Annotated in this window: 22 protein-coding genes and 1 pseudogene; 14 read left to right on the forward strand and 9 right to left on the reverse strand. The window is 51.8% G+C overall.

Features of this window, described 5'->3' with window-relative positions:
• Positions 1–16: 16 nt before the first annotated feature.
• Positions 17–1,990, reverse strand: coding sequence for a beta-propeller domain-containing protein (locus A3193_RS19400; RefSeq protein ID WP_069015633.1), 1,974 nt, complete (start codon positions 1,988–1,990; stop codon positions 17–19).
• 345 nt (positions 1,991–2,335) lie between these two features.
• Here A3193_RS19400 and A3193_RS19405 point away from each other — a divergent pair, with 345 nt between their 5' ends.
• The gene (locus A3193_RS19405) at positions 2,336–3,823 is read left to right on the forward strand and encodes an alkaline phosphatase D family protein (protein WP_069015634.1); all 1,488 of its coding nucleotides are present in this window, start codon (positions 2,336–2,338) and stop codon (positions 3,821–3,823) included.
• Positions 3,824–4,249: 426 nt separating this feature from the next.
• Positions 4,250–5,506 carry an NADP-dependent isocitrate dehydrogenase gene (gene icd / locus A3193_RS19410; protein WP_069006356.1) on the forward strand — a complete coding sequence of 419 codons (1,257 nt, stop codon included), beginning with the start codon at positions 4,250–4,252 and terminating at the stop codon, positions 5,504–5,506.
• 44 nt (positions 5,507–5,550) lie between these two features.
• On the opposite strand, the gene A3193_RS19415 is transcribed toward icd, so the two are convergent.
• The 3 genes from A3193_RS19415 to A3193_RS19425 all read right to left on the reverse strand — a co-directional run bounded on the left by A3193_RS19415 (position 5,551) and on the right by A3193_RS19425 (position 7,647).
• Complete coding sequence (locus A3193_RS19415; protein WP_069015635.1) at positions 5,551–5,988, reverse strand: universal stress protein; 438 nt, start codon at positions 5,986–5,988, stop codon at positions 5,551–5,553.
• A gap of 154 nt (positions 5,989–6,142) precedes the next feature.
• Positions 6,143–7,207 (reverse strand): DUF3549 family protein, encoded by a 1,065-nt coding sequence (locus tag A3193_RS19420; protein WP_069015636.1) that lies wholly within the window; start codon positions 7,205–7,207, stop codon positions 6,143–6,145.
• Positions 7,204–7,647: a YcgN family cysteine cluster protein gene (locus A3193_RS19425; protein ID WP_069006353.1), complete on the reverse strand. Its 444-nt coding sequence runs from the start codon at positions 7,645–7,647 to the stop codon at positions 7,204–7,206. Before A3193_RS19425 ends, A3193_RS19420 begins: the two co-directional genes overlap by 4 nt.
• A gap of 530 nt (positions 7,648–8,177) precedes the next feature.
• Between A3193_RS19425 and xerD the strand changes: the two genes are divergently transcribed.
• From xerD to A3193_RS19450, 5 genes are all read left to right on the forward strand, one after another.
• The gene (gene xerD / locus A3193_RS19430) at positions 8,178–9,083 is read left to right on the forward strand and encodes a site-specific tyrosine recombinase XerD (RefSeq protein ID WP_071932443.1); all 906 of its coding nucleotides are present in this window, start codon (positions 8,178–8,180) and stop codon (positions 9,081–9,083) included.
• Between the two features lie 288 nt (positions 9,084–9,371).
• Positions 9,372–9,854 (forward strand): YajQ family cyclic di-GMP-binding protein, encoded by a 483-nt coding sequence (locus tag A3193_RS19435; RefSeq protein ID WP_069006352.1) that lies wholly within the window; start codon positions 9,372–9,374, stop codon positions 9,852–9,854.
• Between the two features lie 5 nt (positions 9,855–9,859).
• Positions 9,860–10,657: a DsbC family protein gene (locus A3193_RS19440; RefSeq protein WP_069006351.1), complete on the forward strand. Its 798-nt coding sequence runs from the start codon at positions 9,860–9,862 to the stop codon at positions 10,655–10,657.
• 368 nt (positions 10,658–11,025) lie between these two features.
• Positions 11,026–11,775, forward strand: coding sequence for a PP2C family protein-serine/threonine phosphatase (locus A3193_RS19445; RefSeq protein WP_235615055.1), 750 nt, complete (start codon positions 11,026–11,028; stop codon positions 11,773–11,775).
• Between the two features lie 35 nt (positions 11,776–11,810).
• The gene (locus A3193_RS19450) at positions 11,811–12,587 is read left to right on the forward strand and encodes an FHA domain-containing protein (RefSeq protein WP_069015637.1); all 777 of its coding nucleotides are present in this window, start codon (positions 11,811–11,813) and stop codon (positions 12,585–12,587) included.
• A 53-nt stretch (positions 12,588–12,640) separates the two neighbouring features.
• On the opposite strand, the gene A3193_RS19455 is transcribed toward A3193_RS19450, so the two are convergent.
• The 4 genes and pseudogenes from A3193_RS19455 to A3193_RS19470 all read right to left on the reverse strand — a co-directional run bounded on the left by A3193_RS19455 (position 12,641) and on the right by A3193_RS19470 (position 16,434).
• The gene (locus A3193_RS19455) at positions 12,641–13,084 is read right to left on the reverse strand and encodes a PilZ domain-containing protein (RefSeq protein ID WP_069015638.1); all 444 of its coding nucleotides are present in this window, start codon (positions 13,082–13,084) and stop codon (positions 12,641–12,643) included.
• A gap of 223 nt (positions 13,085–13,307) precedes the next feature.
• The gene (locus A3193_RS19460) at positions 13,308–13,517 is read right to left on the reverse strand and encodes a dodecin (RefSeq protein ID WP_068992205.1); all 210 of its coding nucleotides are present in this window, start codon (positions 13,515–13,517) and stop codon (positions 13,308–13,310) included.
• A 33-nt stretch (positions 13,518–13,550) separates the two neighbouring features.
• The gene (mutS, locus tag A3193_RS19465) at positions 13,551–16,136 is read right to left on the reverse strand and encodes a DNA mismatch repair protein MutS (protein WP_069015639.1); all 2,586 of its coding nucleotides are present in this window, start codon (positions 16,134–16,136) and stop codon (positions 13,551–13,553) included.
• A 15-nt stretch (positions 16,137–16,151) separates the two neighbouring features.
• A pseudogene (locus A3193_RS19470) lies at positions 16,152–16,434 on the reverse strand (cupin domain-containing protein).
• A gap of 644 nt (positions 16,435–17,078) precedes the next feature.
• Between A3193_RS19470 and A3193_RS19475 the strand changes: the two are divergent.
• The 5 genes from A3193_RS19475 to A3193_RS21140 all read left to right on the forward strand — a co-directional run bounded on the left by A3193_RS19475 (position 17,079) and on the right by A3193_RS21140 (position 21,374).
• Positions 17,079–18,194, forward strand: coding sequence for an ATP-grasp domain-containing protein (locus tag A3193_RS19475; RefSeq protein ID WP_235615056.1), 1,116 nt, complete (start codon positions 17,079–17,081; stop codon positions 18,192–18,194).
• A gap of 45 nt (positions 18,195–18,239) precedes the next feature.
• Complete coding sequence (locus A3193_RS19480) at positions 18,240–19,175, forward strand: isoaspartyl peptidase/L-asparaginase family protein (RefSeq protein ID WP_069006345.1); 936 nt, start codon at positions 18,240–18,242, stop codon at positions 19,173–19,175.
• 535 nt (positions 19,176–19,710) lie between these two features.
• Entirely contained in the window at positions 19,711–20,823 is a 1,113-nt protein-coding gene (locus tag A3193_RS19485) for a GGDEF domain-containing protein (protein WP_069015640.1), read from the forward strand.
• Between the two features lie 180 nt (positions 20,824–21,003).
• A complete protein-coding gene (locus A3193_RS20210) occupies positions 21,004–21,177 on the forward strand; it encodes an EAL domain-containing protein (protein WP_083218882.1) in 174 nt (57 codons plus the stop codon).
• 23 nt (positions 21,178–21,200) lie between these two features.
• Positions 21,201–21,374 (forward strand): EAL domain-containing protein, encoded by a 174-nt coding sequence (locus A3193_RS21140; protein WP_083218884.1) that lies wholly within the window; start codon positions 21,201–21,203, stop codon positions 21,372–21,374.
• Here A3193_RS21140 and A3193_RS19490 read toward each other — a convergent pair.
• A protein-coding gene (locus tag A3193_RS19490; RefSeq protein ID WP_414630437.1) for an IS3 family transposase occupies positions 21,360–22,468 on the reverse strand; the annotation gives its coding sequence in 2 pieces (ribosomal slippage) (positions 21,360–22,207 and positions 22,207–22,468; 1,110 coding nt in all). The genes A3193_RS21140 and A3193_RS19490 overlap by 15 nt on opposite strands.
• Before the next feature lie 347 nt (positions 22,469–22,815).
• Between A3193_RS19490 and A3193_RS19500 the strand changes: the two genes are divergently transcribed.
• Entirely contained in the window at positions 22,816–24,066 is a 1,251-nt protein-coding gene (locus tag A3193_RS19500; RefSeq protein WP_141694631.1) for a GGDEF domain-containing protein, read from the forward strand.
• 211 nt (positions 24,067–24,277) lie between these two features.
• On the forward strand, positions 24,278–24,513 hold a 236-nt coding region (locus A3193_RS20220; RefSeq protein ID WP_479686398.1), incomplete at its 3' end, for a transposase.

Below are 24,513 nucleotides of genomic sequence, written 5' to 3' on the forward strand. Positions count from 1 at the left end.
GAGGTCTTGTTCTGCTTCAGAACAGATAGAAAACAGGATCTGTATAGGGCAGCTCGATGGAGCCGATATTGCGCTCCGGTGAAGCCAGGCCGTTCACCAGCATACCGCGACTGCTGATCGAATAGATGTAACTGTTCATCTGCTCATCGGAGACAAAGAAACTTCTGCGAATGCCTTCCGGATAGAACCAGTTTCCATTATCCGGATCTTCATAGAAGAAATCGTGATCGATTGCGGCATAGGGTTGGATACCGGATTCGGCAGTGACCCTGAACAGCTCCAGGCCATTGAAGATATCACTCAAACCGAAGTCTGTGCTATCGGTCACACTGTTCCACTGGGTGACCGGAATGGCCAGCATCTTCTCCTGTTCAAACCAGGTGAAGGCGTGATGGTCATACTGTGCTTCGCTGTAACTCCCCTGGCCGATCAGATGTTCTGACAAGAGTATCGGTTGGGAGAGGGTGCTGACATCAAACAGACTCAGTTTGATTGAGGTATCCTGTTGACCGATGGCGAGCAAGCGATCTCCTTCAATCGGATGCAGATAGGTTGAAAACCCGGGTACCTCCAACTCTCCGGCCACCTGAGGATTGGTTGAATCGCTGAGATCCAGGGTGATCAGCGGGTCGATCTGCTCAAACGTCACGACATAGCCCCGTTGCTGATCAAAGCGGACGGCAAAGACGCGCTCACCAGGTTTACCCAGACCACTGAGTTCTGCCTGCTTCTCCAGCTGATTATCCAATTGCTGCAGAACAAACAGGCGGTTTTCAGGATCCTCATCTCTCCACCAGTTCAGTTCTGTGGTGACCAGCCGGAGCTCGCCCTGGAATTCATCCATCGCGAACTTGTTCAACAGATGACCTTCCACGCTGCCGGAAGCAAGATATTGTGGCGAGCCACCGAGACTGAATTTATGGATCTTAGTGGATGGAGTTGGATAGTCCTCTCCCTCCAAGACCGGAAACCAGAGCCAGTTGTTATCCTCGATACTGGCGAGATAGAGGTTATCCTGGCTGGCATAGACCATGGTGCTGTTGGCCAGAACGCTTGCACTGGTCAATTCAGCCAAGGGATTTTCAAGGTCAAAACCGAGTATGGAGACCGTACCTGTACCGGTGACGTTTTCCGGCTGATAGATCTCGTTGCAGCCACTGATGACTGAACTGACTGCATCGATCTGAGCTGCGGGGCTGGTGTTATCCGCCATCATCGGTAACAGTTGCTCAACTTCCACACCCTCCGGATCATCAATCACGCCAGTCAGATCGAGTTGTGTGGAAACCACCAGGTAGACCTGTTGGTCGATCCGCAGGGCATCCATGTAGATCGACTCCAGCACCGTCTCCCTGATCACCACAGGTTGTTGCGGATCGCTGATTTGCAGCATGGTGATTTTGGTCATCAGAGCGATCCGCGGCGCGAAATCCCCATTCAGACTCTCCTCGAAATCCTCATAGGCATGCTGATGGATTTCACTCACGACCCAGGCAGTGTCTTCATATACCAATAGGTCCCTCGGGGTGCCGTCTATTTCGGTTCTCGATAGTTCCAGGCTTTCGGCAGCAGGCCAGGTCTGCAGCACCATGAAGTAGTTGCCGGAGAGGAGATAGGTATGGTTGCCATCCGTTTTGATGAAGTCCGCTTCATCCACGCCGGCGACCTGGTTATTGGTGCCGGTGACCTCCTGGACAGCCGGTTGCTCCTCCTCGAACGAGATCGGTTCCGGGGAATCGGTCGCGTCATCAACGGATACCGGCAATTCCGCGACATAGTTGGTTAGCAGATTCTGTTGTTCAGCCGTGTTGATCAGATAGCTCTTCAAGCTTTCACAGCTTTCGAATTGGCTCAGTTTGGCTGAGCTTTGCGTGGTTGAATTGCCGCCATTGTCGCTGGACGAGTTGTTCGATGAGTTACAGCCGATCAACAGTGTGAGAAGTATGGTAAGTGTGCAACAGATGAGTGAACGGGGGCTTGGAAATGACATCAATGTCTCCAGCAAAGCATTGCAAGTTTAAATGGTTTGCAGAACTTGGTTTCAATGTCATTCATGTTAACAAAATGGTGGTTTATTGATACTCATGTTACGGCATTCTGAAAGTATAGCAGTCGTAAAACAGAACCAAAAAAGAGGCTTAATCAACAACTAAGGAATGATCATCCAGTTTTAACCGAATCATCATTTCCAGGCAATAGTCACACTATTTACTTAGCACTCCTTCTATTGACCGACGACCAGACGGATCACTTTCAGCACTGAACGCTATTCAACAGACGACATCAGTCTGTCTGGTTGCCGGACTTTTTTAATGACCATATGGAGAGTGCAACAATGAAATACAACTCACTCATGCTTAGTCTGATGCTGGCCATCGGGGCGGCGGCTGCGACAACGGTTTCCGCAGGTGGTGATGAAGCGATGCCGGTTACCCATGGTGTGGCCAGTGGGGATGTCACTGCCCGTTCCGCCGTGATCTGGTCACGTACAGACGGTGAGGGTTACATGCATGTCAAAATCGACGGTCCGGTACGGGGTAAGAAAGTTAAGACCGTCAAGGTGGATGCCAGTGGGGACTACACCGGTAAGGTGCTTTTCAACGGACTGAAGGCCGATAAAGATTATGAGTATAAAGTCTGGTTTACAGAGTCGAAACGCAGTCGCGATGATGACAATTCTGAGTCGGGATATTTCAGGACCGCACCCAAGGCAAACAGTAAAGCGGAAGTCAGTTTTGCCTGGGGAGGTGATGTGGCAGGACAGAATGTCTGTCGCGATGTGGACGAAGGATTTCCAATCTTTGCCGCGGTCAACGAGCTGCAGCCTGACTTCTTCGTCGGTCTGGGTGACATGATCTACGCCGATGGAGTGTGTGAAGCGGTGGGTCGCTATGGCAATCAACAGATTGCCGGGGATTTCATTCAATCGGCTGATCTGGACAACTACTGGGCGCATTGGAAGTACAACCGGGAAGAGCTGAACTACAACGAGATGCTGCGCCAGACCCCCTATGTTGCCATCTGGGACGATCATGAGGTGGTCAACGATTTCGGTCCATTGCACGACACCCGGGATTCCGCCCCCTATACGCCAGGTGAGCATCTGTTGCCAATGGGCCTGCAGGCCTTCCTCGATTACAATCCAATCGCCGAGTCCTCGCGTACACCCGGTCGTTTATACCGCAATATCCGCTGGGGCCAGCATCTGGAGCTGATCGTACTGGATAACCGGCAGTATCGTGATGCCAATCTTGAAGCGGACGATGAGGTGCTGGTCAAGACCATGTTGGGTAGGGAGCAGCTCACTTGGGTCAAACAGACCATCAAACAGAGTGATGCGACCTGGAAGGTCATTGTCTCCAGTGTGCCGATCTCAATTCCTACCGGTTTTCCCGTGGAGAACGGAAGGGATGGCTGGGCCGACTTCGATCAACCCAGAGGGTTTGAACAGGAGCTGCAGGATCTGCTGAAGTTCATGCACCAGCAGGGTGAGAGAAACATCGTCTTCATTACCACCGATGTGCACTTCGCTGAGATCTTCCGCTATACACCGTTTGCCGAGGATCCTGATTTCCATGTACATGAAGGGGTAACCGGTCCGATGAATGCCGGGCTGTTTCCCAATCGTGACTTCGACACCACCCTGGGTACCGAGAGTCTGTTTTTCTATGGTCCCGACTCTTCCAGTGTAGGCAGTTATCAGGAGGCCCGTCAGTGGATGAATTTCGGTGCGGCAGAGATCGACGAGCAGGGTCAGTTCACTCTGTCGGTGATCGATGTCGATGGCAACCAGGTCTATCGTAATACCCTGATGCCTCAATAGGCTGTTCAACAATGACCGGAAAAGGGAAGTTCCGGTCCATTCACTGTAAGGATTCTATGAGGATTCTCTCATTTCCGTTTCCCCCCTTGCCCTGTGTACTGCTACTAAACAAAACCAACATGCAGCCTGCGGAATTGTGCATTACAGCCATTTGGTCAGGACTTTTTGGGTATTTAAAAAGTCATTTATAATTAATATGTTATGTCAATTATTTGATTATGTTATAAGAGTTATGGCTGTTTGGGACTTGTGATCTGAGCTGAATCAACCTATAAACGTACACCGAAACATGGCTACAATGTCAGCCTAGATTCCTTTCAAATGGCCGAAAATAAGAAGTTTCCTGTGATCGCTGCACGGGAATAGGGGGCCTGTCCCGGTTATTTGCAAGTATCACAGTTAATTATCTATCTACAGGAAATATTCATGGCATATGACAAGATTGAGATACCTTCTGAGGGTGAAAAGATAACCGTTGATGCAAAAGGGGTGCTGAGTGTTCCCAATACTCCCATCATTCCCTATATCGAAGGTGACGGCATTGGCGTGGATATCACCCCTGTGATGCGTAAAGTCATCGATGCCGCAGTGGAAAAATCCTATGGAGGTGAGAAGAAGATCTCCTGGATGGAGGTCTATGCCGGTGAGAAGTCCACCCGGGTCTATGATGGCGACACCTGGTTACCTCAGGAGACCCTGGATGCGGTCAAAGAGTATGTGGTTTCAATCAAAGGTCCTCTGACCACACCGGTGGGTGGTGGTATTCGCTCACTCAATGTGGCATTGCGCCAGCAGCTCGATCTCTATGTCTGCCTCAGACCGGTACGCTATTTCGATGGCACGCCGAGCCCATTGAAAGAACCTGAGAAGACCAACATGGTGATCTTCCGCGAGAACTCCGAGGATATCTATGCCGGTATCGAGTGGGAGTCGGGCAGTGAAGAGGTGAAAACCCTGATCGAATATCTGCAGAACACCATGGGGGTCAGTAAGATCCGTTTTCCTGAAACCTCCGGTATTGGTGTCAAGCCTGTCTCCAGCGAAGGTACCAAGCGCCTGGTTCGCAAGGCGATCCAGTACGCGATTGATAATGACCGGGACTCTGTGACTCTGGTGCACAAAGGCAACATCATGAAGTTCACTGAGGGAGCCTTCAAAAACTGGGGCTATGAGCTGGCCAAAGAGGAGTTTGGTGCCGTCGAGCTGGATGGTGGACCCTGGTGTACCTTCAAAAACCCCAAGACCGGTAACGAGATCATCGTCAAGGATGTGATCGCCGATGCGTTTCTGCAGCAGATCCTGCTGCGTCCTGCCGAATACAGTGTGATTGCGACCCTGAACCTGAATGGTGACTATATTTCCGATGCACTGGCTGCCCAAGTGGGCGGTATCGGTATTGCGCCTGGCGCCAACCTCTCTGATTCGGTCGCGATGTTCGAAGCGACCCACGGCACGGCCCCCAAATATGCCGGACTGGATAAGGTGAATCCCGGATCACTGATCCTCTCTGCCGAGATGATGTTGCGTCATCTGGGTTGGGTCGAGGCGGCGGATATGATCATCAGCAGTCTCGGCGCCACCATCTCGGCCAAGACAGTAACATATGATCTTGCCAGGCTGATGGATGACCCACAGGAGCTGAGTTGTTCCGCTTTTGGCGATGCCATGATCGCCAACATGTAACTCACCGATCGGCGGCTTCCAGGGATGGGAGCCGTTGGTAAACCTCAATCCGGGGTTGGTACCAGCAGGATAGGGATTTCCGCCCGGCGTACCAGTTGGTTGCTGGTGCTGCCATAGATCAACTCTTTTACCAGGCCTTTACCGTGACTTCCCACCACGATAATCTCGGCCTGCAGTTTCTCCGCCTCCTGCAGAATCTTATCCGCATAGGCTCCCTGAACCTGAAGGGCGATGCACTCCGTACCCATTGCCCTGAGCCTTTCCGCAAACTCCTGCAGGGTCTGGTGTTGTTGGTGAAAATCCTTAGCCTGACCATCGCGAACCGCCTGGGGGCCAGGCTCGTAACCGACAAAGTCAGGCTCCGGGTTGGCGATATGCAACAGCCAGATCTGGTTGTCATCGGATTGATTGAGGATCTTTACCGCCTGTTCGATGACTTCCCAGGAAGCGGGGGAGAGGTCTATGGCAATAAGTGCTTTCATCTTGCCAGATCCTTGTGGTGTTGAGTGTCTCTCTGATTATTATAATGGAGAGTCAGCCGGTCCAGTATGTTTGGGCCGATTGGGTTCGTGATAACAGGCCCTGGGTCACTGCTGTGAAGAGTTGCCCTGCCCATTGGGGGGATTCAGCTGCAGCTCAATCCACTTCTGGTTGACGAATGTTATCGAAAAAGTGGCTGATCGCGTTGTTCAATTGTTCTGATCGTTGAGGATTGCGCAGACTCGATTGCAGCCAGGCACGGCTGCTCGGCATGTAGAGCAGGTCGCTGAGCACACCATCGAAGAGCTCTTGTCCTACCTCATTCTCTGCCAGGCGCTGCAGAAACCTCTCACTGATCTGCTCTTCGGACAAACACTCCCAGGCACGGCCGGAGATCGCCACAAGCAGTTCGCTGTGTGAGGAGACTGGATGTTCGAGTGCTTTCAATATCAGTTCGTTACGATGATCAACTGCAGTTGATTGTGAGATACCGCGAATCACCGAACTGACGATTCTCAGATCCGCTTGCGGCTGTTTCAATGTCTGACGTGCCCGTTTGATCAGTGCCAGCGTGATCGGTTTTGAGATGGGCTCATTCTCCAGGCAGTGGCAGAGAGCTTCCAGGGGCGCCGAGGGCAGCTCGGCTATCGCCGTGACCATTTGCGTTTCACCGAGATCCGTACCGATCCGGGCCGCCAGGTCGGCAATACCCTGATATCCCACAAATGACCACTGATCCCAACCCAGTTCACCCTGGAAATAGGCTTTGGCGTGTTCATAATAGCGGGAGACCGGTCGCTTCAGGCTGGCGGTGAAACGGGCGTGAAAAATGGCCAGACGCTCCTCCTTGGGCTGAAACAGGTAGGGGTTGTCCTGAATCGCTGCCTGCAACTCCCTCCTTTCACCTGCTGCACTCTGCCCCAGGTTTTCCATCAGTCGATGGAGGAAGTCGTCCCGGGCCGCTTGCAGCAGTTTTGCCTGTTCATCAAGCGGAAAACGTAGAAACCAGATCATCGGATCCAGCTCCTGCTGTTGCGGATCGGATAGAATCAGAGCAAACCAGGCCTGCTGCTGAAGCGGTGCGGGATAGGGCACCTTGGTCAGCTCGAAATTGATGAAATCGTCTCTTGGAATCAGCGTTACCCGCCGGCCCATGTCGTAATAGTCGAGCCGCAGACCGCCAGACTCGAGAAATTCAGTCAGTGTTGCTATCTGGTTCATATCCAATCGATCAGGTGGTGTTCCCAGTCATCCGCTTCTGACTCAGCCACCACCTTGCCACGGATGGAGTGTCCACCGAGTCTCATCTGGCGGCTCTCCCCGTTACACATCAGTGGGTGCCAGACAGGTAAATCCTTGCCCTCGGCGATCAGTCTGTAGGCGCAAGTGGATGGCAGCCAGTAGGGATCCTTCAGATCCATTGGTTGGAGGGTGATACAGTTGGGTACCAGGATGGAACGCTCCTGATAATGTGTGCAGCGACAGCTTTCCTGGTCCAGCAGGTCGCAGACCACGTTGGTGAAGTAGATCTCCCGAGTCTCTTCATCTTCCAGCTTTTGCAGGCAGCACTTCGCGCAACCGTCGCAGAGGGATTCCCACTCCTCCCGGGAGAGCTCCTCCAGGGATTTGGTACGCCAGAAGGGTTCAGTTGTCTTGCTCATACCATACCGCAAACAGGGCTATTACAAGGTGGGCTATCATAGGCTAGTTGGGGCTTGAATGCTGTAACTTTCTTGTGCCTGAAGTGGCATTCTATAGATCACTTATAGAGGCTCCTGTCAATACTGTTTATACACACCTTTTTGCCGGGAAGCGAACATTTGACCGTTTAATGAAATTATTTAATTAAAATTATTATAATAGATATGTAAAGGTATGAAAAATAAAGTAATATATTAATTGTATAGAAATTACACAATCTAAAAAGGGTACAGCAGGATCAAGGGTTCCAGGGGAGTTTGGTGACTTTACCCACAAAGTTATCCACAAGATCTGTGGAAATAATTGAGCGTTTTATAGCCTCGATTGGTGCCTGGGTTCAAATCAACAAAGGAATTTCGATTCTCCGATCAATCCACCGGGTGAAAGGGGTATGGAATTTAGCTCTCAGCTATAACCTGCCATAATCGGAGGAAGCATTTATTGGCAATAGCTGTGCTCCAACCAGAGGTCAGATTGCAGAAGTTCAGTCGTGAGTAGAGAAGAAGAGGATCAAAGGCTAATCGAGGCATTCGCGGACGCACTCTGGATGGAGCGGGGCTTGAGTCAGAATACCTTGTCGGCCTATCAATCGGATCTGCGAAAAATCGCTGCTGCATTACGGGAGCAAAACGGCAGGGGCCTGTTGAGTGCCCGTCGTGAGGATCTGCAAAACCATCTGGCAAGCTTGAGTATGCAGGGGGTAAAGCCCCGCTCCAGTGCCAGATTACTCTCCTGCTTACGCCAGTTCTATCAACACTGTTTGCGCGAAGGGCGGATTGAAGCGGATCCCAGTGTGCGTATCTCGGCGCCAAAGCTGGGGAGACCGCTGCCGAAATCTCTCTCCGAAGCGGAGGTTGAAGCGCTTTTGAATGCTCCGGATCTTGAGGATCCGGAGGGTCAGCGGGATCGCACCATGCTCGAGGTGCTCTATGCAACCGGACTGAGGGTTTCGGAATTGGTAGAGTTGCGTCCGGAGCAGGTCAGTTTGACCCAGGGGGTAGTGCGTGTCACCGGTAAAGGGGGCAAGGAGCGGCTGGTTCCGCTTGGGGATGAGGCGCAAGGCTGGCTGGAAGGTTTTCTCAGCGGCGCACGAACGGTACTTTTGGGGGCACGGGTCTGTGACCATCTGTTTCCCACCCGTCGCGGCACAGGGATGACCAGACAGGCCTTCTGGTATCGGATCAAAAAACATGCCTCAACCGCCGGAATTTCCCAGACCGTCTCTCCCCATACACTGCGTCACGCATTCGCCACCCATCTGCTCAATCATGGTGCTGATCTCCGGGTGGTGCAGTTGCTACTGGGGCATAGCGATCTATCCACAACCCAGATCTATACCCACGTTGCCCGGGAGAGATTGAAATCCTTACATGCCCGGCACCATCCGCGGGGTTGAAAAAGCCAGGTTTTGTTGAACCTAAAGAAGTGTCTCTAACATCATAATATTAATAGGGAATATTGGGTGTCATTGGGGGTATTCTCTGAAGGGGGCGTGCGTTCATATCAGTGAGGTGAGCAGGCCGATAAGATTCTGCTGTCTGCTGTTCGAGAGACTGCACTGGGCGATCAACCCCGTCTGATTCCCAGCGCAACCAGAGCAAACTATTTGATCACCGGGCTGATAACAATCCTCAGGGATGTGGTAGAGTCGCAGCCAATCATGCCAATACAGAGGGTTCCATTGATGCCATCATTCGATATCGTTTCCGAGGTAGATCTGCAGGAGGTTCGCAATGCAGTGGATCAGGCAAACCGAGAGATCGGTACCCGGTTTGATTTCAAAGGGGTGGATGCTCAATTTGAGCAAAATGAGAGCGAGATCAACCTTAAGGCCGAACAGGAATTCCAACTCAATCAGATGATGGATATTCTGCGCCAGAAACTGGTCAAACGGGGTGTTGATGTAGCTGCTATGGATATCAAGGAGCCCGAAACCAGCCTCAATGCCGCAAGACAGGCGGTATTGATCAAGCAGGGAATCGAAACAGATATAGCCAAGAAAATGGTGAAAGCGATCAAGGCAGGCAAGTTGAAGGTCCAGGCTCAGATTCAGGGAGATCAACTCAGGGTGAGTGGCAAAAAACGGGATGATCTGCAGCAGGTGATCACACTCATGCGGGAATCGGACTATGGTTTACCGCTCCAATATCAGAATTTTCGGGATTAAATTAAATGAAACTTATAACCAAAGGCAATCCTCTCCCTGGCTTTGTGAAGGCTATGATCATGGCGCCTGCTCTGTTGATGACATCAACCCTGCATGCTGAAGTGTCCAAACAGGACGCGGATATACAGAATGTGCGTAGCGGCATGAACAAAGTGCTGAAAAGCGGCGAGATCAGCAGTATTACACCCAGTGCTGTGGATGGCCTGTATGAAGTGATGGTTGGACCGCAGCTCTATTACGTCACCGCGGATGGTAAACACCTGCTGAATGGCAAGCTCTTCAATATTGAAAAGCGACAGGATCTGACCACCCCGAAGATCTCCAGGGCCAAGGCGGTCTATATCGAGTCGATTGGTGAAGATAACATGGTTATATTTGCCCCCGAAGAGTACAAACATACCATTACCGTGTTTACCGATATCGATTGCGGTTACTGCCGCAAACTCCACGAGGAGATGAAGGACTATAACGATCTGGGAATCCGGGTGCGTTATATGATGTATCCAAGGGCTGGCTTCGGCAGTGAATCCTTCCAAAAGGCTGTCTCCGTACTCTGTGCCGATGACAGGAACGAAGCGATGACCCTCTCCAAGTCGGGTGTGGAGATTCCAGTCAAGAACTGTGAAAACCCGGTTCGAGATCACTTTCAACTGGGCCAGTTGCTGGGTGTGAATGGAACGCCGGCGATCTTTCTACAGAGTGGGGATATGCTGCCCGGTTATATTCCGGCCAAAAAGATGAGTTCCATCCTGAATGAGATGGATATGGAGCTGGCCAGTCGGAATGGTGCAGAGAGCCAGTAAAGATCAATCTGGCATGCTACTGGTGAGATTCACACAGAGTACATGTGATTAACTGAATCGGGTTGCGGGGATATCATGTCTATCCCCTGGTTTCGTGTGGGATTTGATCAGAGATCGATGGATTTCTGTGCTTCTAGCTTGATCAGGGAAGTGATTGAAATCCTGCAGCACAACAACTCGCTTACACTAATAAAGAGTCAGGGTCATGGATCCGCCCCAACCCTACCTGAAAAAAATGGACTAGTCTGGTAATTTACACAGTTGAGATTACCGGTCTGGTCCTTTATGTTTGATCAGATCTTGATGTGGTCGTCTGCCGATCCATCAATCTTTGATCTCAATCAAAAAAAGCGGACTTGGGAGAGAGCTTGATTATAGAAGTGGCCATGCGTACCGATAAAGGTATGGTACGAGAGCAAAATGAAGACGCAATCGGCGGTGACCCGGATCTCGGTGTGCTGATTCTGGCCGATGGTATGGGGGGAGCCAATGCCGGTGAAGTGGCCAGTGAACTGGCTGTCGATCTGCTGTCGAGCCAGCTGATCGTGGGCAGGACCAGTGAGACCATGCCTGATGAGTTATCCATGCGAGTGTCGATCGAGACGGTCAATCAGGCCATTCTGGAACTGGCTGAGCAAGTGCCCGAGTATCAAGGAATGGGAACAACCCTGGTGATGGGTGTGTTCGACCAAAACAGTATTCGTTATGCCCATGTTGGTGATTCAAGACTCTACAGGTTACGCCAGGGCCGAATGGAACAGTTGACGATAGACCATACACTGATCCAGGAAATGATTAATCTGGGTGACTTTGCCAATCTGGAAGAGGCGATGATGGCTGGCGTTCCCACCAATGTGCTTTCGAGAGCACTGGGATCCCAAACTGAGATAGTGTCTGATATTGCCGAATCGGAAGTTGAGCAGGGTGACCTCTATCTGTTCTGCTCGGATGGACTGACCGGTATGGTGACGGATGATGAAATGCAAAGTATTCTTGAAAACAAAAATCTGGATCTTGAGCAGCAGGTGAATGAACTGGTCGATTTTGCCTGTCGCTGTGGCGGCGTCGATAACATCTCAGTGATTGTAGTGCGGCCACAATTAAGCACTGAACAATGAAAAAAGTGATAATTGAATACCTGGGTAGATGATGTATGGAAAAACTCGTAGTTCTGAGTGACGATGAGTCCCCACAAGAGTTTCCTCTTGTAGATAAACGACTGTTAATCGGACGGGATGCGACCTGTGATGTCTGTCTCGGCGATCGCTCGGTGAGTCGCCATCACGCTACTCTGCTGCGTGTCTTTCGTGGCTTTTCCATTGAGGATGAAGGCAGCACCAATGGTACCCGTGTGAATGGGGATGTGATTACGAAAAGGTTTCTCAAGCATGGAGACTTGATCGAAATCGGCAAGTACAACCTGCGTTATATTGCGCAACTTCCTCATCATGAGATGGAAGAGGAAGATCCGGATCGCACTGTGGTTATCAAACCGGTTCAGACTACTCCGGCAGAAGCGGCTGCCACTCCGGCTCAACCGATCAAACCGGCAATATCCACGACACCAGTTGCTGATGATAAAGTAACGGTCGCAGCTGCTCTATCGGCGGAGAAACCTGCAATGAAACCGGCTGCTCCATCAACAGCACCCAGCGGCAGCCCGGCACAGAACGGTACGGCAAAAGTCCGTTTCCTTGAGGGTGATCATAAAGGCGAGGAGCGGGTGATTGATCGCTCCTTCTTCAGTGTTGGAAAACCCGGTGGTGACCTGATCCTGATCAATCATCGTCATAACGGTTACTACCTGTTGAAGGTAGGTGGCGACAACGTGCCGATGATCAATGGGAAACCGATCAAGGCAGGTGGGGTTGAGCTGAGCAATGGTGACCGAATCACCCTCGGGGAGCTCTCCCTTGAGTTTGTGGATTAGTGTTAACAGGCCTTAACCGCCCGGACAGAAGGAGCGTTGCCTCGATCGGCCCACTAGTTGATACTCTCACCTCTCGACGTGAACCGATAATCACTGCTGAGCAGTGAGGTCAAGCGCATGCAGTCGGCGAAGTTTGTGGTGTTTTCGAGAATGCCATGCTTGATAACCCCTTCCAGCAGATCCTTGCCATCCCAGTTGGGATTGGTCAACTCAGACAGAAAACGGCTCTCCTGTGGATCGAGTTGACGGAATGTCAGCGCGGTACCCCGGTGATTGATGCGGGTGACCTGTGCGGTCAATTGTATCGACTCGACCTGTCCCGGTCTCCTGAATAACACCCGGTAGTGATCGTTGAGCTTTGCTCCACTCAATGCGTTGACAAACAGGCCAGATTGGCTGATGTCGGCAATGGTCCGATTTTGGCTGACCCCATTGGCTTTGGATACAAAGGTGACCTGAAAGGATGTTTTTGTTCTTGGATTTTTACGTGCATCCATTGGCGTGACTCCGTCATCAAAGTGTCACATTCCAATTTAGGCTGTTGTAAAGCAATTGAATATAGTGGTGAATGCCCCTCGATATCAGGGATTACCATAATGTGCGCATCCTATCAAAAAGGTAAATATCATAGGATGTGACAGGCTCGCACCTCAGCTTGCCCGGTTCAATACAGGCAGAGCCACTGCTTACATGCAGATAAGTTCTTCAATAATCAGTAGATCAATCCTTCAAACGAAATCCGATATCGATCGTCACCTGCCAGTGGGCGACCTGTCCATCTTCAATATGCCCGCGGGTCTCCACAACTTCAAACCACCCCATGTTACTGATGGTCTCGCCTGCCCGGGCAATGGCATTTCGAATGGCATCGTCGCTACTGCTCTGGGAGGAGCCGACTAACTGAATCTTTTTATAGACATGATCGCTCATTAAACACCTCGGTGATTGTTACGTTTGGGGAATTCAGGATTCACTGGATTCCAGTTTCTCTTTCAACAGATAGAGTTGCTCCAATGCCTGACGGGGGGTCAGCTGATCGGGATCGATCCGCTCCAGCAGGCTCTCCACGGCAGAGGGTTCGGCAGGCTCAGGAGAAAGGTTGAAAAGGGGAAGTTGGCTCTGCTGCTGTTCCGCATGTTTTTGCGCGCTGGCCTCAAGTTCCAGCAGCCGTTGCCTTGCCTTCTTGATTACGGTTTTCGGTACGCCAGCCAGGGTCGCCACCTGCAGACCGTAACTCTGGTTGGCCGGACCCTCTCTGACGGCATGGAGAAAAACAATGCTCTCTCCATGCTCGACCGCATCCAGGTGAAGATTGGCAATTCCCGGATACTCTTCGGGCAGTGTGGTGAGTTCAAAATAGTGAGTGGCAAACAGGGTGAAGGCGCGCAGGTAGGTGGCCAGTTCCACAGCACAGGCCCAGGCCAGTGAGAGCCCGTCGAAAGTGGAGGTACCACGGCCCACCTCATCCATCAGCACCAGGCTCTGTTCGGTGGCGTTGTGCAGAATATTGGCGGTCTCTTCCATCTCAACCATGAAGGTGGAGCGACCACCAGCCAGATCGTCCGAGGCCCCGATACGGGAGAAGATCCGGTCGACCGGTCCCAGTTGTGCCGAGGCGGCCGGTACAAAGCTGCCCGCATAGGCGAGCAGGGTGATGATCGCAATCTGACGCATGAAGGTCGATTTACCACCCATGTTGGGGCCGGTGATCACCAGCATCCGCTGCTGCTGGTCGAGGGTTACGCTGTTGGCGACAAAGGGATCCTGACTGACCTGTTCAACCACTGGGTGGCGACCGTCCACGATTTTCAATCCGGGGTCGTCAACCAGATCCGGACGGACCAGATTGAGACTCTGCGCCCGTTCCGCCAGATTGCACAGTACATCCAGATGGGAGAGGCCTTCCGCGCACTGTTGCAGCGCGGACAGGGACTCAGCCAAACGCTCCAGCAGTTGATCATAGAGCAGTTTCTCCCGGCTCAGGGAGCGTTCTCTGGCACTCAGTACCTGATCCTCAAATTTCTTCAGCTCCGGGGTGATGAAGCGTTCGGCACCCTTCAGGGTCTGGCGACGTATGTAATCATCCGGCGCCTTGTCCGACTGGCTGCGGCTGATCTCAATGTAGTAGCCGTGCACCCGGTTGTAGCTCACTTTCAGATTGGCGATGCCGGTGCGTACCCGTTCCCGGCTCTCCAGATCGAGCAGAAACTGATCGGCGTTCTGGGAGAGGGCACGCAGTTCATCCAGCTCCGCATCATAGCCTTCAGCGATCACTCCACCGTCACGGATCAGCATGGGTGGCTGTTCGATGATTGCGGTCAACAGCAGCTGATACTGTTGCGGGTGTTCACCGATCTCCATAGCCAGGGATTGGGTCAGCGGACTGTCGAGACCTGCCAGCAGCGGTTGCAGCTGGGGCAGGGCGCCAAGTGCGTCGCGCAAGGTGGACAGGTCTCTGGGTCGGGCGCTCTTCAAGGCGATCCGGGAAAGAATGCGCTCGATGTCGCCGATGCCCTGCAGAATCTCCTGCAACGCCGGATAGAGATCGGACTCCAACAGTGCCTGGATGGTAGCGTGACGATTGGCAACCGTTGGTCGGTCCCTCTGTGGCTGACTGATCCAGCGCTTCAGTTTGCGGCTGCCCATTGCAGTGACCGTGCGGTCCATGATGCCGGCCAGTGTGTGTTGGGACTGTCCGCTGAGTGAGTGGATCAGTTCAAGGTTTCTTCGAGTGGCCCCATCGATAATCACACTCTGGTCCCGGTGCTCAACCTGCAGACCGCGGATATGGGGCAGTGCACCGAACTGGGTCTCTTCCACATACTGCAGCAGACAACCGGCAGCGCCCACGGCGGAGGGGTGGTCCTGGCAGCCGAAACCGCCCAGGTCCCGGGTGCCGAACTGCCTGCTCAGTAACTGTTCTGCAGAGTCGAAGTCGAAGTGCCATACCGGACGACGGGTGATACCGCAATTAAGGCTGATGGTCTCTGGCAGGGACGACTCCTCATCAAGCAGAATTTCCGCCGGATTGAGACGCTCCAGCTCTCCTCCCAAAGCCTCCATGGTGGCCACCTGCTGAATGGTGAAGCGACCACTGGCCAGGTCCAGAGCGGCCACTCCCATGCCATCCTTCTGTTCATTGACCGAGACCAGCAGGTTCTCCTGGCGCTCTTCCAGCAGAGCCTCATCGGTCAGGGTCCCCGGGGTAACGATACGCACCACCTTGCGTTCCACCGGCCCCTTGGTAGTGGCTGGATCGCCGATCTGCTCACAGATTGCCACCGACTCCCCAAGTTTCACCAGCCGTGCCAGATAGCCTTCGGCCGCATGGTAGGGGACCCCAGCCATGGGGATGGGTTTGCCCGCCGACTGGCCCCGTTTGGTCAGGGTGATGTCGAGCAGTCGTGCGGCCTTCTCTGCATCGGCGAAAAAGAGCTCGTAAAAATCCCCCATGCGGTAGAAGACCAGCATGTTGGCGTGTTCGCCCTTGATGCGCAGATACTGCTGCATCATCGGCGTGTGCTGCTGGCTTTTGGCGGCTTTTGTCATCAGGCGGGGAGACGACTATTCAAAGGCGTAGTGCTTTTCCACATCCTTAAGGATCTCCCAGGTGCACTTCATGCCGGCCGGGAAGGTCACCAGGTCGCCGCAGCCGAACTCCTGGGGTTCACCCCCCCTCCGGGGTGACAATCACTTTGCCGCGCAGGAAGTAGCAGATCTCGGTCTGGTCGTAGCTCCAGTCGAATTTCGACACCTCCTTGCTCCAGATCGGCCAGTCGTAGACCCCCTGGATCTCCAGCTTCATGGAGGATGGGCGGTGTTCGCAGAGTATCTTTAACTCAGTCATTTGTCTGTTTCGTTTTAGTCTTGGTGGGGAGCCAGCTATCGGTATGCGGCTAACAGTCAGACGGGAGAGTTTACCCTGAAAGGGGGAGCAGGTTAACCCGGGTTAATAATCAAAGTGACTTATGCATTTTTGTCATGGTTGAGGTCAGAGTTGTCAGAACCAATCAGGCTCTCAATGGGAATATGTAACCCCTTCCAGAGCTTAAGAATCAATCGACAGAGGGCGCTTACGATTCAGTCCACTCAATGCGCTGCCAAAAGCATCTCAGCCTTTCAGCCTTTTCAGGATTCAGCCAAACAGCATAATGCAAATAATGCCTGACCTGGTTTTTTGTTTGTTTAGTTTACCCTCGGAGCTCATGATATCAGCCGTATACTTTTTCTTATGCAATCCAGCCCGGCAAGATGCAATAAACCGCCCCTTGGATCTTTGCCTGTTCCCAAGCAAGCTTTTCTAAAGCGCTGAAAGAATGTGCAGTGTCCTCTGTCTGGCTCGCACCAGAATAGGGCGAAAAGGTGCCTAACTCCCCCCCGTTTGTGCAGTTTCTGTGCGTATTTTACCCAGTATCCGGCCAATTCCCCTGGCCCAATCCTTGCGAGAACAATCTGATGTTCGATAACTAAACCACATCATGGAGGTCTCTCATGTCGGCTGCACTCAGTCACCAGCACATGACGGTCAAACATGTGCTCAATCACGACATCATGCACTGCACCGCCGATGGTGTGCAGGGCAACCATCTCTACTCCGGCCGGGCCCTGGGCGTTACCGATCCTGGGGATATCATCCAGTTGCACCCCGATCTGCAGCCCCTGTGGCGGGATATCGAGTCCCATTACCAGCGGGTCGGCCTGCCCTACAGCCGCAACGTGATCTGGAACCTCGATCTGGGGCAACTGGCGCGACATGCGGGATTCCGCCCCTCGGTATTCTTTTACGGGCCTCACGAGGCCCGGGTATGGGGCGACTCGGGCTGGTTCGAGACGGTGGATTTCATCAACTCGAAGAACAACTTTATGGCCCTGGCGGAGGAGTTGGGCGTCGACGCACCGAAAACCATCTGTTTCAATAGTGTGGACGCCGTCACGCCGGAGGCGCTTCAAGATGTCGTCTTTCCCTGTTATCTGAAAGCCGCGATCTCAGTGTCAGGGGTGGGCATCTATCGCTGCGACGACGGATCAGAACTGGCTCAAGCCCTGACCAAATTCGAACCTGGGGTGCCGGTGCAGATCCAGGAAGAGGTAATCGCCGAGAACTTTCTCAATCTTCAATACATCGTGGAGCATGGTCAGCTCTACCGTCTGGCCGCCACCGAGCAGATACTCGACGGCTTCGTCCACCAGGGCAACCGTCACCCTGCCTCCCACGAGCCCTGGGATATCGTCGAGCCCATGGCCGAGTGGATGGTCAAGCACGGCATGCAGGGCATCTTCGCCTTCGACGTGGCAGTGGCCCAGACCGATCGTGGCCTGCGCTTTCCCGCTATCGAGTGCAATCCCCGCTTCAACGGCGCCTCGTATCCCACCCTGATTGCGGCTAAGATGGGTATCCCCGAGTGGTACGCCGTCACCTTCTCGACCCGTCACCGCAAGCTGGCCGACATCGATCTCTCCGGACTCGAGTACGACCACGAGAGCGGCCAGGGCGTGATCTTGGTCAACTGGGGTACGGTACTGGCGGGCAAGCTGATGTTCCTGATCGCAGGATCCGAGCACTATCAGAAGATGGTGCAGCGGGAGCTTGCCGCACGACTCGACTGACTTTATCCCCGGCCCCGGCCGGGTTCGATCTGGATGTTTTGACACATGGGCCAACAGGGTCACTATTCATTGATGATTCACGGGGGCGCGGGCGCCCTCGACAACGTAAAAGATGAGAAGGTCGCGGTACGCTATCTGGAAAGCATCCGCCGCATACTGGAGCACGGCCGCGAGGTGATGGAGCTGGGAGGATCCGCCCTGCAGGCAGTGGAGACCTGTGCTTCGCTGCTGGAGGACGACCCGGTCTTCAACGCCGGTTGCGGTTCGGTACTTAACGAGTACGGCAAGGTGGAGATGGACGCCGCCATCATGGACGGCCGCGATCTCTCCGCTGGTGCGGTGGCGGCAGTGCAGAACATCGCCAATCCCATCCAGCTGGCGCGCTACGTGATGACCGAGAGTGAACACGTGATGTTGATCTCCGAAGGGGCGCTGCACTTCGCCGACCACTGCGGCATGCAGCGTGAGCCCGATAACTACTTCTATACCCCCGACCGGGTGGCGCAGCTGGAAGAGGCACGAAAAAAGCACAAGATCATGCTCGACCACGACGAGTCCGACAGCGAGGACCAGAAGTACGGCACCATCGGCGCCGTGGCCCGCGATCCCGACGGCAACCTGGCTGCCGCCACCTCCACCGGCGGCATCGTCAACAAGCGCATGGGCCGGGTCGGCGACTCCCCCATTGTCGGCGCCGGGGTCTGGGCTGACAATGAGACCTGCGCCGTCTCCGCCACCGGCTACGGTGAGGACTTCATGCGTACCCTGATCGGCAAAACCGTCTCCGACTTCATGTTCATGCAACAGATGAACGGTCCCCAGGCCACCCAGGCCGGACTCGACTATCTCAGCCGCAAGGTCAAAGGCCGTGGCGGCATCATCACCATCGACAAGGACGGCAACTGCAGCAGCGGCATGACCACCAAGAAGATGATCCACGGCTGGATCGAGAAGAGCGGTGAGACACTGGCCAGGTTTTAACAGTCAGTATAAAAGTCGCAATGGTACTGCTGGCAAGTAAGCTTTTTACTTCGTAGGGTTGAGTTCGCGTTGTTCAGCTCTTTCGCGCACCTTCCAGACGGTGTCAGGCAGTATCCATCCATAATTTGCCAAGTTTACTTACATCTGGAAATTTTATGTGAATCATCTGTTATCAAGGAGATACGATGCCAAAACCAAGGAAAACTCTGGTTCTGCTGGATCCGCGTAATAAGGCTGTTTATTCTTCCTATACACGGGGTTAGGGGAGAGGATGAGCGCCAGGCGTTGCAAGTCATGCTGGGTATGCTTCCGACACTTGTAGATGAAGATCCGTCAACAACCGCTGGGAGTGGAATGGTGAACAGGGAGCCTATTTTATTACCCAGAGCCTATATACTTGATTATACCGGAAATGGAACAGCGTGTGGCCCGTGTCGGCAGTCAGCGTGTCCGGTTGCGATAGGATTCGTTGAGAGGTTTCAGCGCAGGGGGCAGGGACGGGATAGCGAGAATATTCTAGTTTTATCAGTAGTATATGCGGAATCTGACCAGTCTACGACTGCAAGCCTATAAAGACCTAGTCCTACGTGCCCGCGGCGGCATCATTATCTACCTGGTCGTTTGGTTGATTCCGGCGTTATGGGTTGGGATGCAACAGCGCACCCCACTGATCTTCTATGCCAATACCCTTCTGTTTGTCGTTGTCGCTCTGGCCCGTAGCATTCACTACCTGCGGTTCAAGAAGGACCCTTCCGCCAACCCCAACCAGAGGTACCGGGTTCTTGTCGGGCTGATTCTGTTTAGCGCGCTGCACTGGGGTGGGGTATCGGCTTGGGTTGTTTACGGTAGTCCCTATGAAGAGTTGCACTACCCCTACATGATTATCCTTGCCGCATTTGCACTTGGAGGCACCGCTATACTTAGCATCTCCTTTTTTACCAGCATCCTCTATCCGCTTTTGATCTATGTTCCTACGATCTCCATTGGTCTGATCTTTTTTGGCGATGAAGATCACATGCTGGCGGTGCTGGCACTCTTCTCTACCATCTACGTGATAGAGGCGGCCCGTGTTTCAAGAAGAGACTACTGGACTGCCATCAAGAGCAAAAAAGAGGCTGAGGAGCGAGCGGTACAACTGGAGAAAGTCAGTGCCACCGACCCGCTCACCGGGCTTTACAATCGTCTGTACTTCAATGATCACTTTGTTGAGGAGTGGTCTCGATGCAGCCGCCTGCAAATCCCCCTGGGCCTGTTGATGATCGATATCGATCACTTTAAATCAATCAACGACAGGCATGGTCATCTCGCGGGAGACGCTTGCCTGAAAGAGGTCTCTTTAGCACTTAGAAAAAAAGTACAGCGAATCACTGATACTGTTGTGAGATTCGGCGGGGAAGAGTTCGTTATCCTGTTACCCAACACGGATGAAACAGCTGCGGCGACAATTGCTCAATCCTTGCTGCATGCTATATCGGAGATAACACCCACCTGGGGGGAAGGAAGCTCCTCTGTCAATTGCTCCATCGGACTGGCATGCATCGTTCCTGATCATCACAAGACAAGAGAAAGTCTTCTCAGAGCAGCAGATGCGGCGTTATACCAGGCGAAAAGCCAGGGACGGAACAGATACTGTGCCGCAAAACTCTGATTAGTGTAGACGTTAGAGTGTAGACGTTAGAGTGTAGACGTTAGAGTGTAGACGTTAGAGTGTAGACGTTAGAGTGTAGACGTTAGAGTGTAGAGAAGTGTAGAGAGAGTGTAGAAGTCTGGATGAAGAAGTCTGGATGGACACCCATCAAAAGTTTAGATAAAAGTGTAGATAGTGTAGATGGACACCCATCCAAAAGCACTTGGGCAACTTCGTAAAATCGGCGTTAAAGTCGTGATTGATGATTTTGGTACAGGTTATTCTTCTTTAAATTATCTCAATCAACTGCCTCTTACCCACCTTAAGATCGACAAGATATTTGTGTCTGATATCCCACAGGATAAAATGATGTAGCCATTGCCAAAGCCATAATCAGCATGGTTACAAATTTGTCACTGGATGTATTGGCGGAGGGTATCGAGACCGAAGATCAGCTTAAGTTTCTGCTTCAGCAGGGTTGCAAATGTGGGCAGGGATTCTACTTTGTGCGACCGATGCCGGCCCCTGAGTTAGAAGCATTTGTAAACCCACCTATTTTAGTGCCAGCCTAAATTAGAGTTCTCCTGCTCATATTTCTTTCGGTATTCGACAGGTGTTAATTTACCGAGTGACTGATGCGGCCGCTCTTCGTTGTATTTTCTGATCCACTTTTCAGTGATACCTCGAACCTCAGTCAGACTGCTAAACAGATACAGATCCAATACCTCAGTCCGATACGTTCTGTTGAACCTCTCAATGAACGAGTTCTGAGTTGGCTTCCCTGGTTGGATAAAATCCAATGTCACTCCATGTGTCTCAGCCCAGTCTGCCAGAGCAACTGATGTCATTTCAGGACCATTATCCAGCCTGATTTTCTTCGGATAGCCTCGTTGTTCAGCTACCCGCTCCAGAATACGTATCGCTCTGGGAGCTGGCAGATTTAAGTCAATTTCAATGGCCAAAGCTTCGCGGTTAAAATCATCAACAACATTGAATGTCCTGTATCGTCTGCCACAAGCCAGAGCATCACTCATAAAGTCCATCGACCAGCACTGGTTGATTTGTTTCGGTACTGTCAGCGGCTTTGGATTGCGACTGGGTAATCGCTTCTTGCCTTTGCGCCGCATGTTCAGCTTCAACAGCTTGTAGATGCGGTAAACCCGTTTGTGGTTCCAGGGTTTGCCTTCTCGCCTCAATGTATCGAACATTAACCCGAAGCCGTACGTTGGCTCTTTTTCTGCCAGCTGCTGTAAAGCATCAATCACAGGCCTGTCACGATCTGTATCAGGCTCATAGACATAGCTACTGAGACTGAGGTTCATGGCTTTGCAGGCCGTCCGCTGACTCATCTCATGCTCACTTCGCAGGTAGTCAACAAGATGCTGTTTCTCAGCTGGCTTTAGAGCTTTTTTTCGATCACATCCTTTAGGGCATGATTTTCCAGGCTCAGTTCGGCAAACATCTGTTTGAGCTTGCGATTTTCTTCTTCCAGCTCCTTCAGGCGCTTAATGTCGGATGCCTCCATACCGCCATACTTGCTTTTCCAGTTGTAATAGGTGGCATCAGAAATCCCATATTCTCGACAGACTTCCTTGACCATCCTGCCGCCTTCAACTTCTTTCAATATCCGGACAATCTGTGTCTCAGAATATTTTGATCGTTTCATTTTCATTCCCCCGTTGGTCATAGTTTAACCGGAGAACTCTTATTATCGATGGCCCAATTATCGGGGAGGATTACAATTCATGTCGCAGCGTACCTTAAAAGTCGAGTAATGCCGAAATCGGCAAGCAAACCAGCCCAGGCTTGCCTATCCATCTAACTACTGACTAGGTTTTGTGATACAGGAAGCCTTCGATTCTTGACATTTCAAGCTGAAAATATCTTTAATAATCGGTGATTTAACTGCAAAGCTTCACGTGAGAAAAAGCCAACTAAAGATATCGGTAAATTTTCCGATAAAAAGGCTATGTAAAACTATAATAAAAAAACCACTCATAAGAGAAATCAATAGTGGCTAATTTAACGACACCCTCTGCAACAACAATACAGCGTGTTTATCACCAACGCGTTCGTTTTCTCTACCAGGGAGGCGTGCGCGCTATCAGTTTTAACATCATCAATGCAGTTCTGCTTTGTTCTGTTTATTGGTTCACGCTACAGCCATCCTATTTAGTGACTTGGCTTATATTGATGACCCTGGTCTCAATAGCACGTATGACACACACCAGCCTGTCTCTGGAAAAAAGCTGGGAGTTCTCCTCGGATAAAAGCAAAATGCTTGAATTTCGCCTTGGAGTCTTTGTAACAGGAGTAGTTTGGGGGACAGGATTTGCTATTTTTAGCCCCGAGTTGAACGACACCTACACCTTGCTCTTCCTGTTTACCCTCGCAGGCATGAGCGCTGGCGCCTTTTCATCCATGGCCAGTGACAGATTCACCTATCTACTCTACATCTTACCGATGCTGATTCCTGCCATATCCATTAGTGCATCGCAAGGAAATCTTCTAAGTCTGGTCATGACGATCATGCTCATACTTTTTACCCTCATGCTTACAGTCTCTCATAAGCTTGCAGCTAAGACCTTTGCTGATGGATTTGAGTATCGCTTCGAGCACGAAGATCTTGTGAAAGAATTAGTAAAGAAAAATGATGACTTGAACTCCCTGAATCATGAGTTAGAGAAAACCCAGAAGGAGCTAAGCAGGATATCTCTTTCTGATGAGTTAACCCAGATACCTAATCGACGGCATTTTATGCGAGTCCTGCAACTAGAAATAAAACGTGCTCGTCGGGAACATACGCCCCTGTCCGCCGTCATGATCGATGTTGATTACTTTAAGAGATTCAACGACACATATGGGCACTTAGTAGGTGACCAATGTTTACGCATGATTGCAACTGTCCTACGGGAAACTCTACAGCGATCAGGTGACTTCCTGGCTCGCTACGGAGGCGAGGAATTTGTCGCACTCTTACCGAACACCAACCAGGATAGTGCTTTAATTGTTGCTGAGCGGATGCGCATGGCTATCTTTGATGCTGACATAGAACATCGTGAATGCGCATTAGGCCGGGTAACGATAAGCGCCGGTATTGCATCTTGTTCTGCAGTCAATGGATGTAAAAATTGGCATACACTTATCGAGCTTGCTGATCGATCCTTGTACCACTCAAAGTCTAAAGGGCGAAATCGCGTATCTGCACACGACCAAAATGCCGTGGTAATCCCATTAACGCCTGGCCATACTTCCCTGGATTAACCGCTTTGCGCATGGTTTCATTTTTGCTTCACCTGACTCTACCGCCCAGCCGGCGATTATGGGCCGGGTGCTTGGTTGTATATCGGTTGTATATGGATGGTTGTATATCACCTTGTATATGGACACCCATCCATAATTCCCATCCATAATTTGCCAAGTTTACTTACATCTGGCAATCTATGTGAATCATCTGTTATCAAGGAGTGATACGATGCCAAAACCAAGGAAAACTCTGGTTCTGCTGGATCAAACCCCCTATTACCATTGCGTATCACGCTACGTCAGGCGTGCTTTTCTTTGTGGATTCGATACGCTTTCCGGGAAAAGCTATGAACATCGTCGACGGTGGATCATCGATCGCATGAAGCTGTTGGCTGAGATTTTTGCCATCGATATCTGCGCCTATGCCGTGATGTCCAATCACTACCACGTCATCCTTCATGTCGA

It is taken from the genome of Candidatus Thiodiazotropha endoloripes, from assembly GCF_001708965.1.
Taxonomy (GTDB): domain Bacteria; phylum Pseudomonadota; class Gammaproteobacteria; order Chromatiales; family Chromatiaceae; genus Thiodiazotropha; species Thiodiazotropha endoloripes.

Excerpts from the sequence above, each read along its gene's own strand:
- A3193_RS19425 (WP_069006353.1), bottom strand. The coding sequence starts at position 7,647 with ATGAGCAAGACAACTGAACCCTTCTGGCGTACCAAATCCCTGGAGGAG.
- A3193_RS21140 (WP_083218884.1), top strand. The coding sequence starts at position 21,201 with ATGGTTACAAATTTGTCACTGGATGTATTGGCGGAGGGTATCGAGACC.
- A3193_RS19415 (WP_069015635.1), bottom strand. The coding sequence starts at position 5,988 with ATGAAAGCACTTATTGCCATAGACCTCTCCCCCGCTTCCTGGGAAGTC.
- A3193_RS19440 (WP_069006351.1), top strand. The coding sequence starts at position 9,860 with ATGAAACTTATAACCAAAGGCAATCCTCTCCCTGGCTTTGTGAAGGCT.
- A3193_RS19485 (WP_069015640.1), top strand. The coding sequence starts at position 19,711 with ATGCGGAATCTGACCAGTCTACGACTGCAAGCCTATAAAGACCTAGTC.
- icd (WP_069006356.1), top strand. The coding sequence starts at position 4,250 with ATGGCATATGACAAGATTGAGATACCTTCTGAGGGTGAAAAGATAACC.
- mutS (WP_069015639.1), bottom strand. The coding sequence starts at position 16,136 with ATGACAAAAGCCGCCAAAAGCCAGCAGCACACGCCGATGATGCAGCAG.
- A3193_RS19460 (WP_068992205.1), bottom strand. The coding sequence starts at position 13,517 with ATGAGCGATCATGTCTATAAAAAGATTCAGTTAGTCGGCTCCTCCCAG.
- A3193_RS19420 (WP_069015636.1), bottom strand. The coding sequence starts at position 7,207 with ATGAACCAGATAGCAACACTGACTGAATTTCTCGAGTCTGGCGGTCTG.
- A3193_RS19400 (WP_069015633.1), bottom strand. The coding sequence starts at position 1,990 with ATGTCATTTCCAAGCCCCCGTTCACTCATCTGTTGCACACTTACCATA.
- A3193_RS19405 (WP_069015634.1), top strand. The coding sequence starts at position 2,336 with ATGAAATACAACTCACTCATGCTTAGTCTGATGCTGGCCATCGGGGCG.
- A3193_RS19475 (WP_235615056.1), top strand. The coding sequence starts at position 17,079 with ATGTCGGCTGCACTCAGTCACCAGCACATGACGGTCAAACATGTGCTC.
- A3193_RS19435 (WP_069006352.1), top strand. The coding sequence starts at position 9,372 with ATGCCATCATTCGATATCGTTTCCGAGGTAGATCTGCAGGAGGTTCGC.
- A3193_RS19450 (WP_069015637.1), top strand. The coding sequence starts at position 11,811 with ATGGAAAAACTCGTAGTTCTGAGTGACGATGAGTCCCCACAAGAGTTT.
- A3193_RS19480 (WP_069006345.1), top strand. The coding sequence starts at position 18,240 with ATGGGCCAACAGGGTCACTATTCATTGATGATTCACGGGGGCGCGGGC.
- A3193_RS19455 (WP_069015638.1), bottom strand. The coding sequence starts at position 13,084 with ATGGATGCACGTAAAAATCCAAGAACAAAAACATCCTTTCAGGTCACC.
- A3193_RS20210 (WP_083218882.1), top strand. The coding sequence starts at position 21,004 with ATGGACACCCATCCAAAAGCACTTGGGCAACTTCGTAAAATCGGCGTT.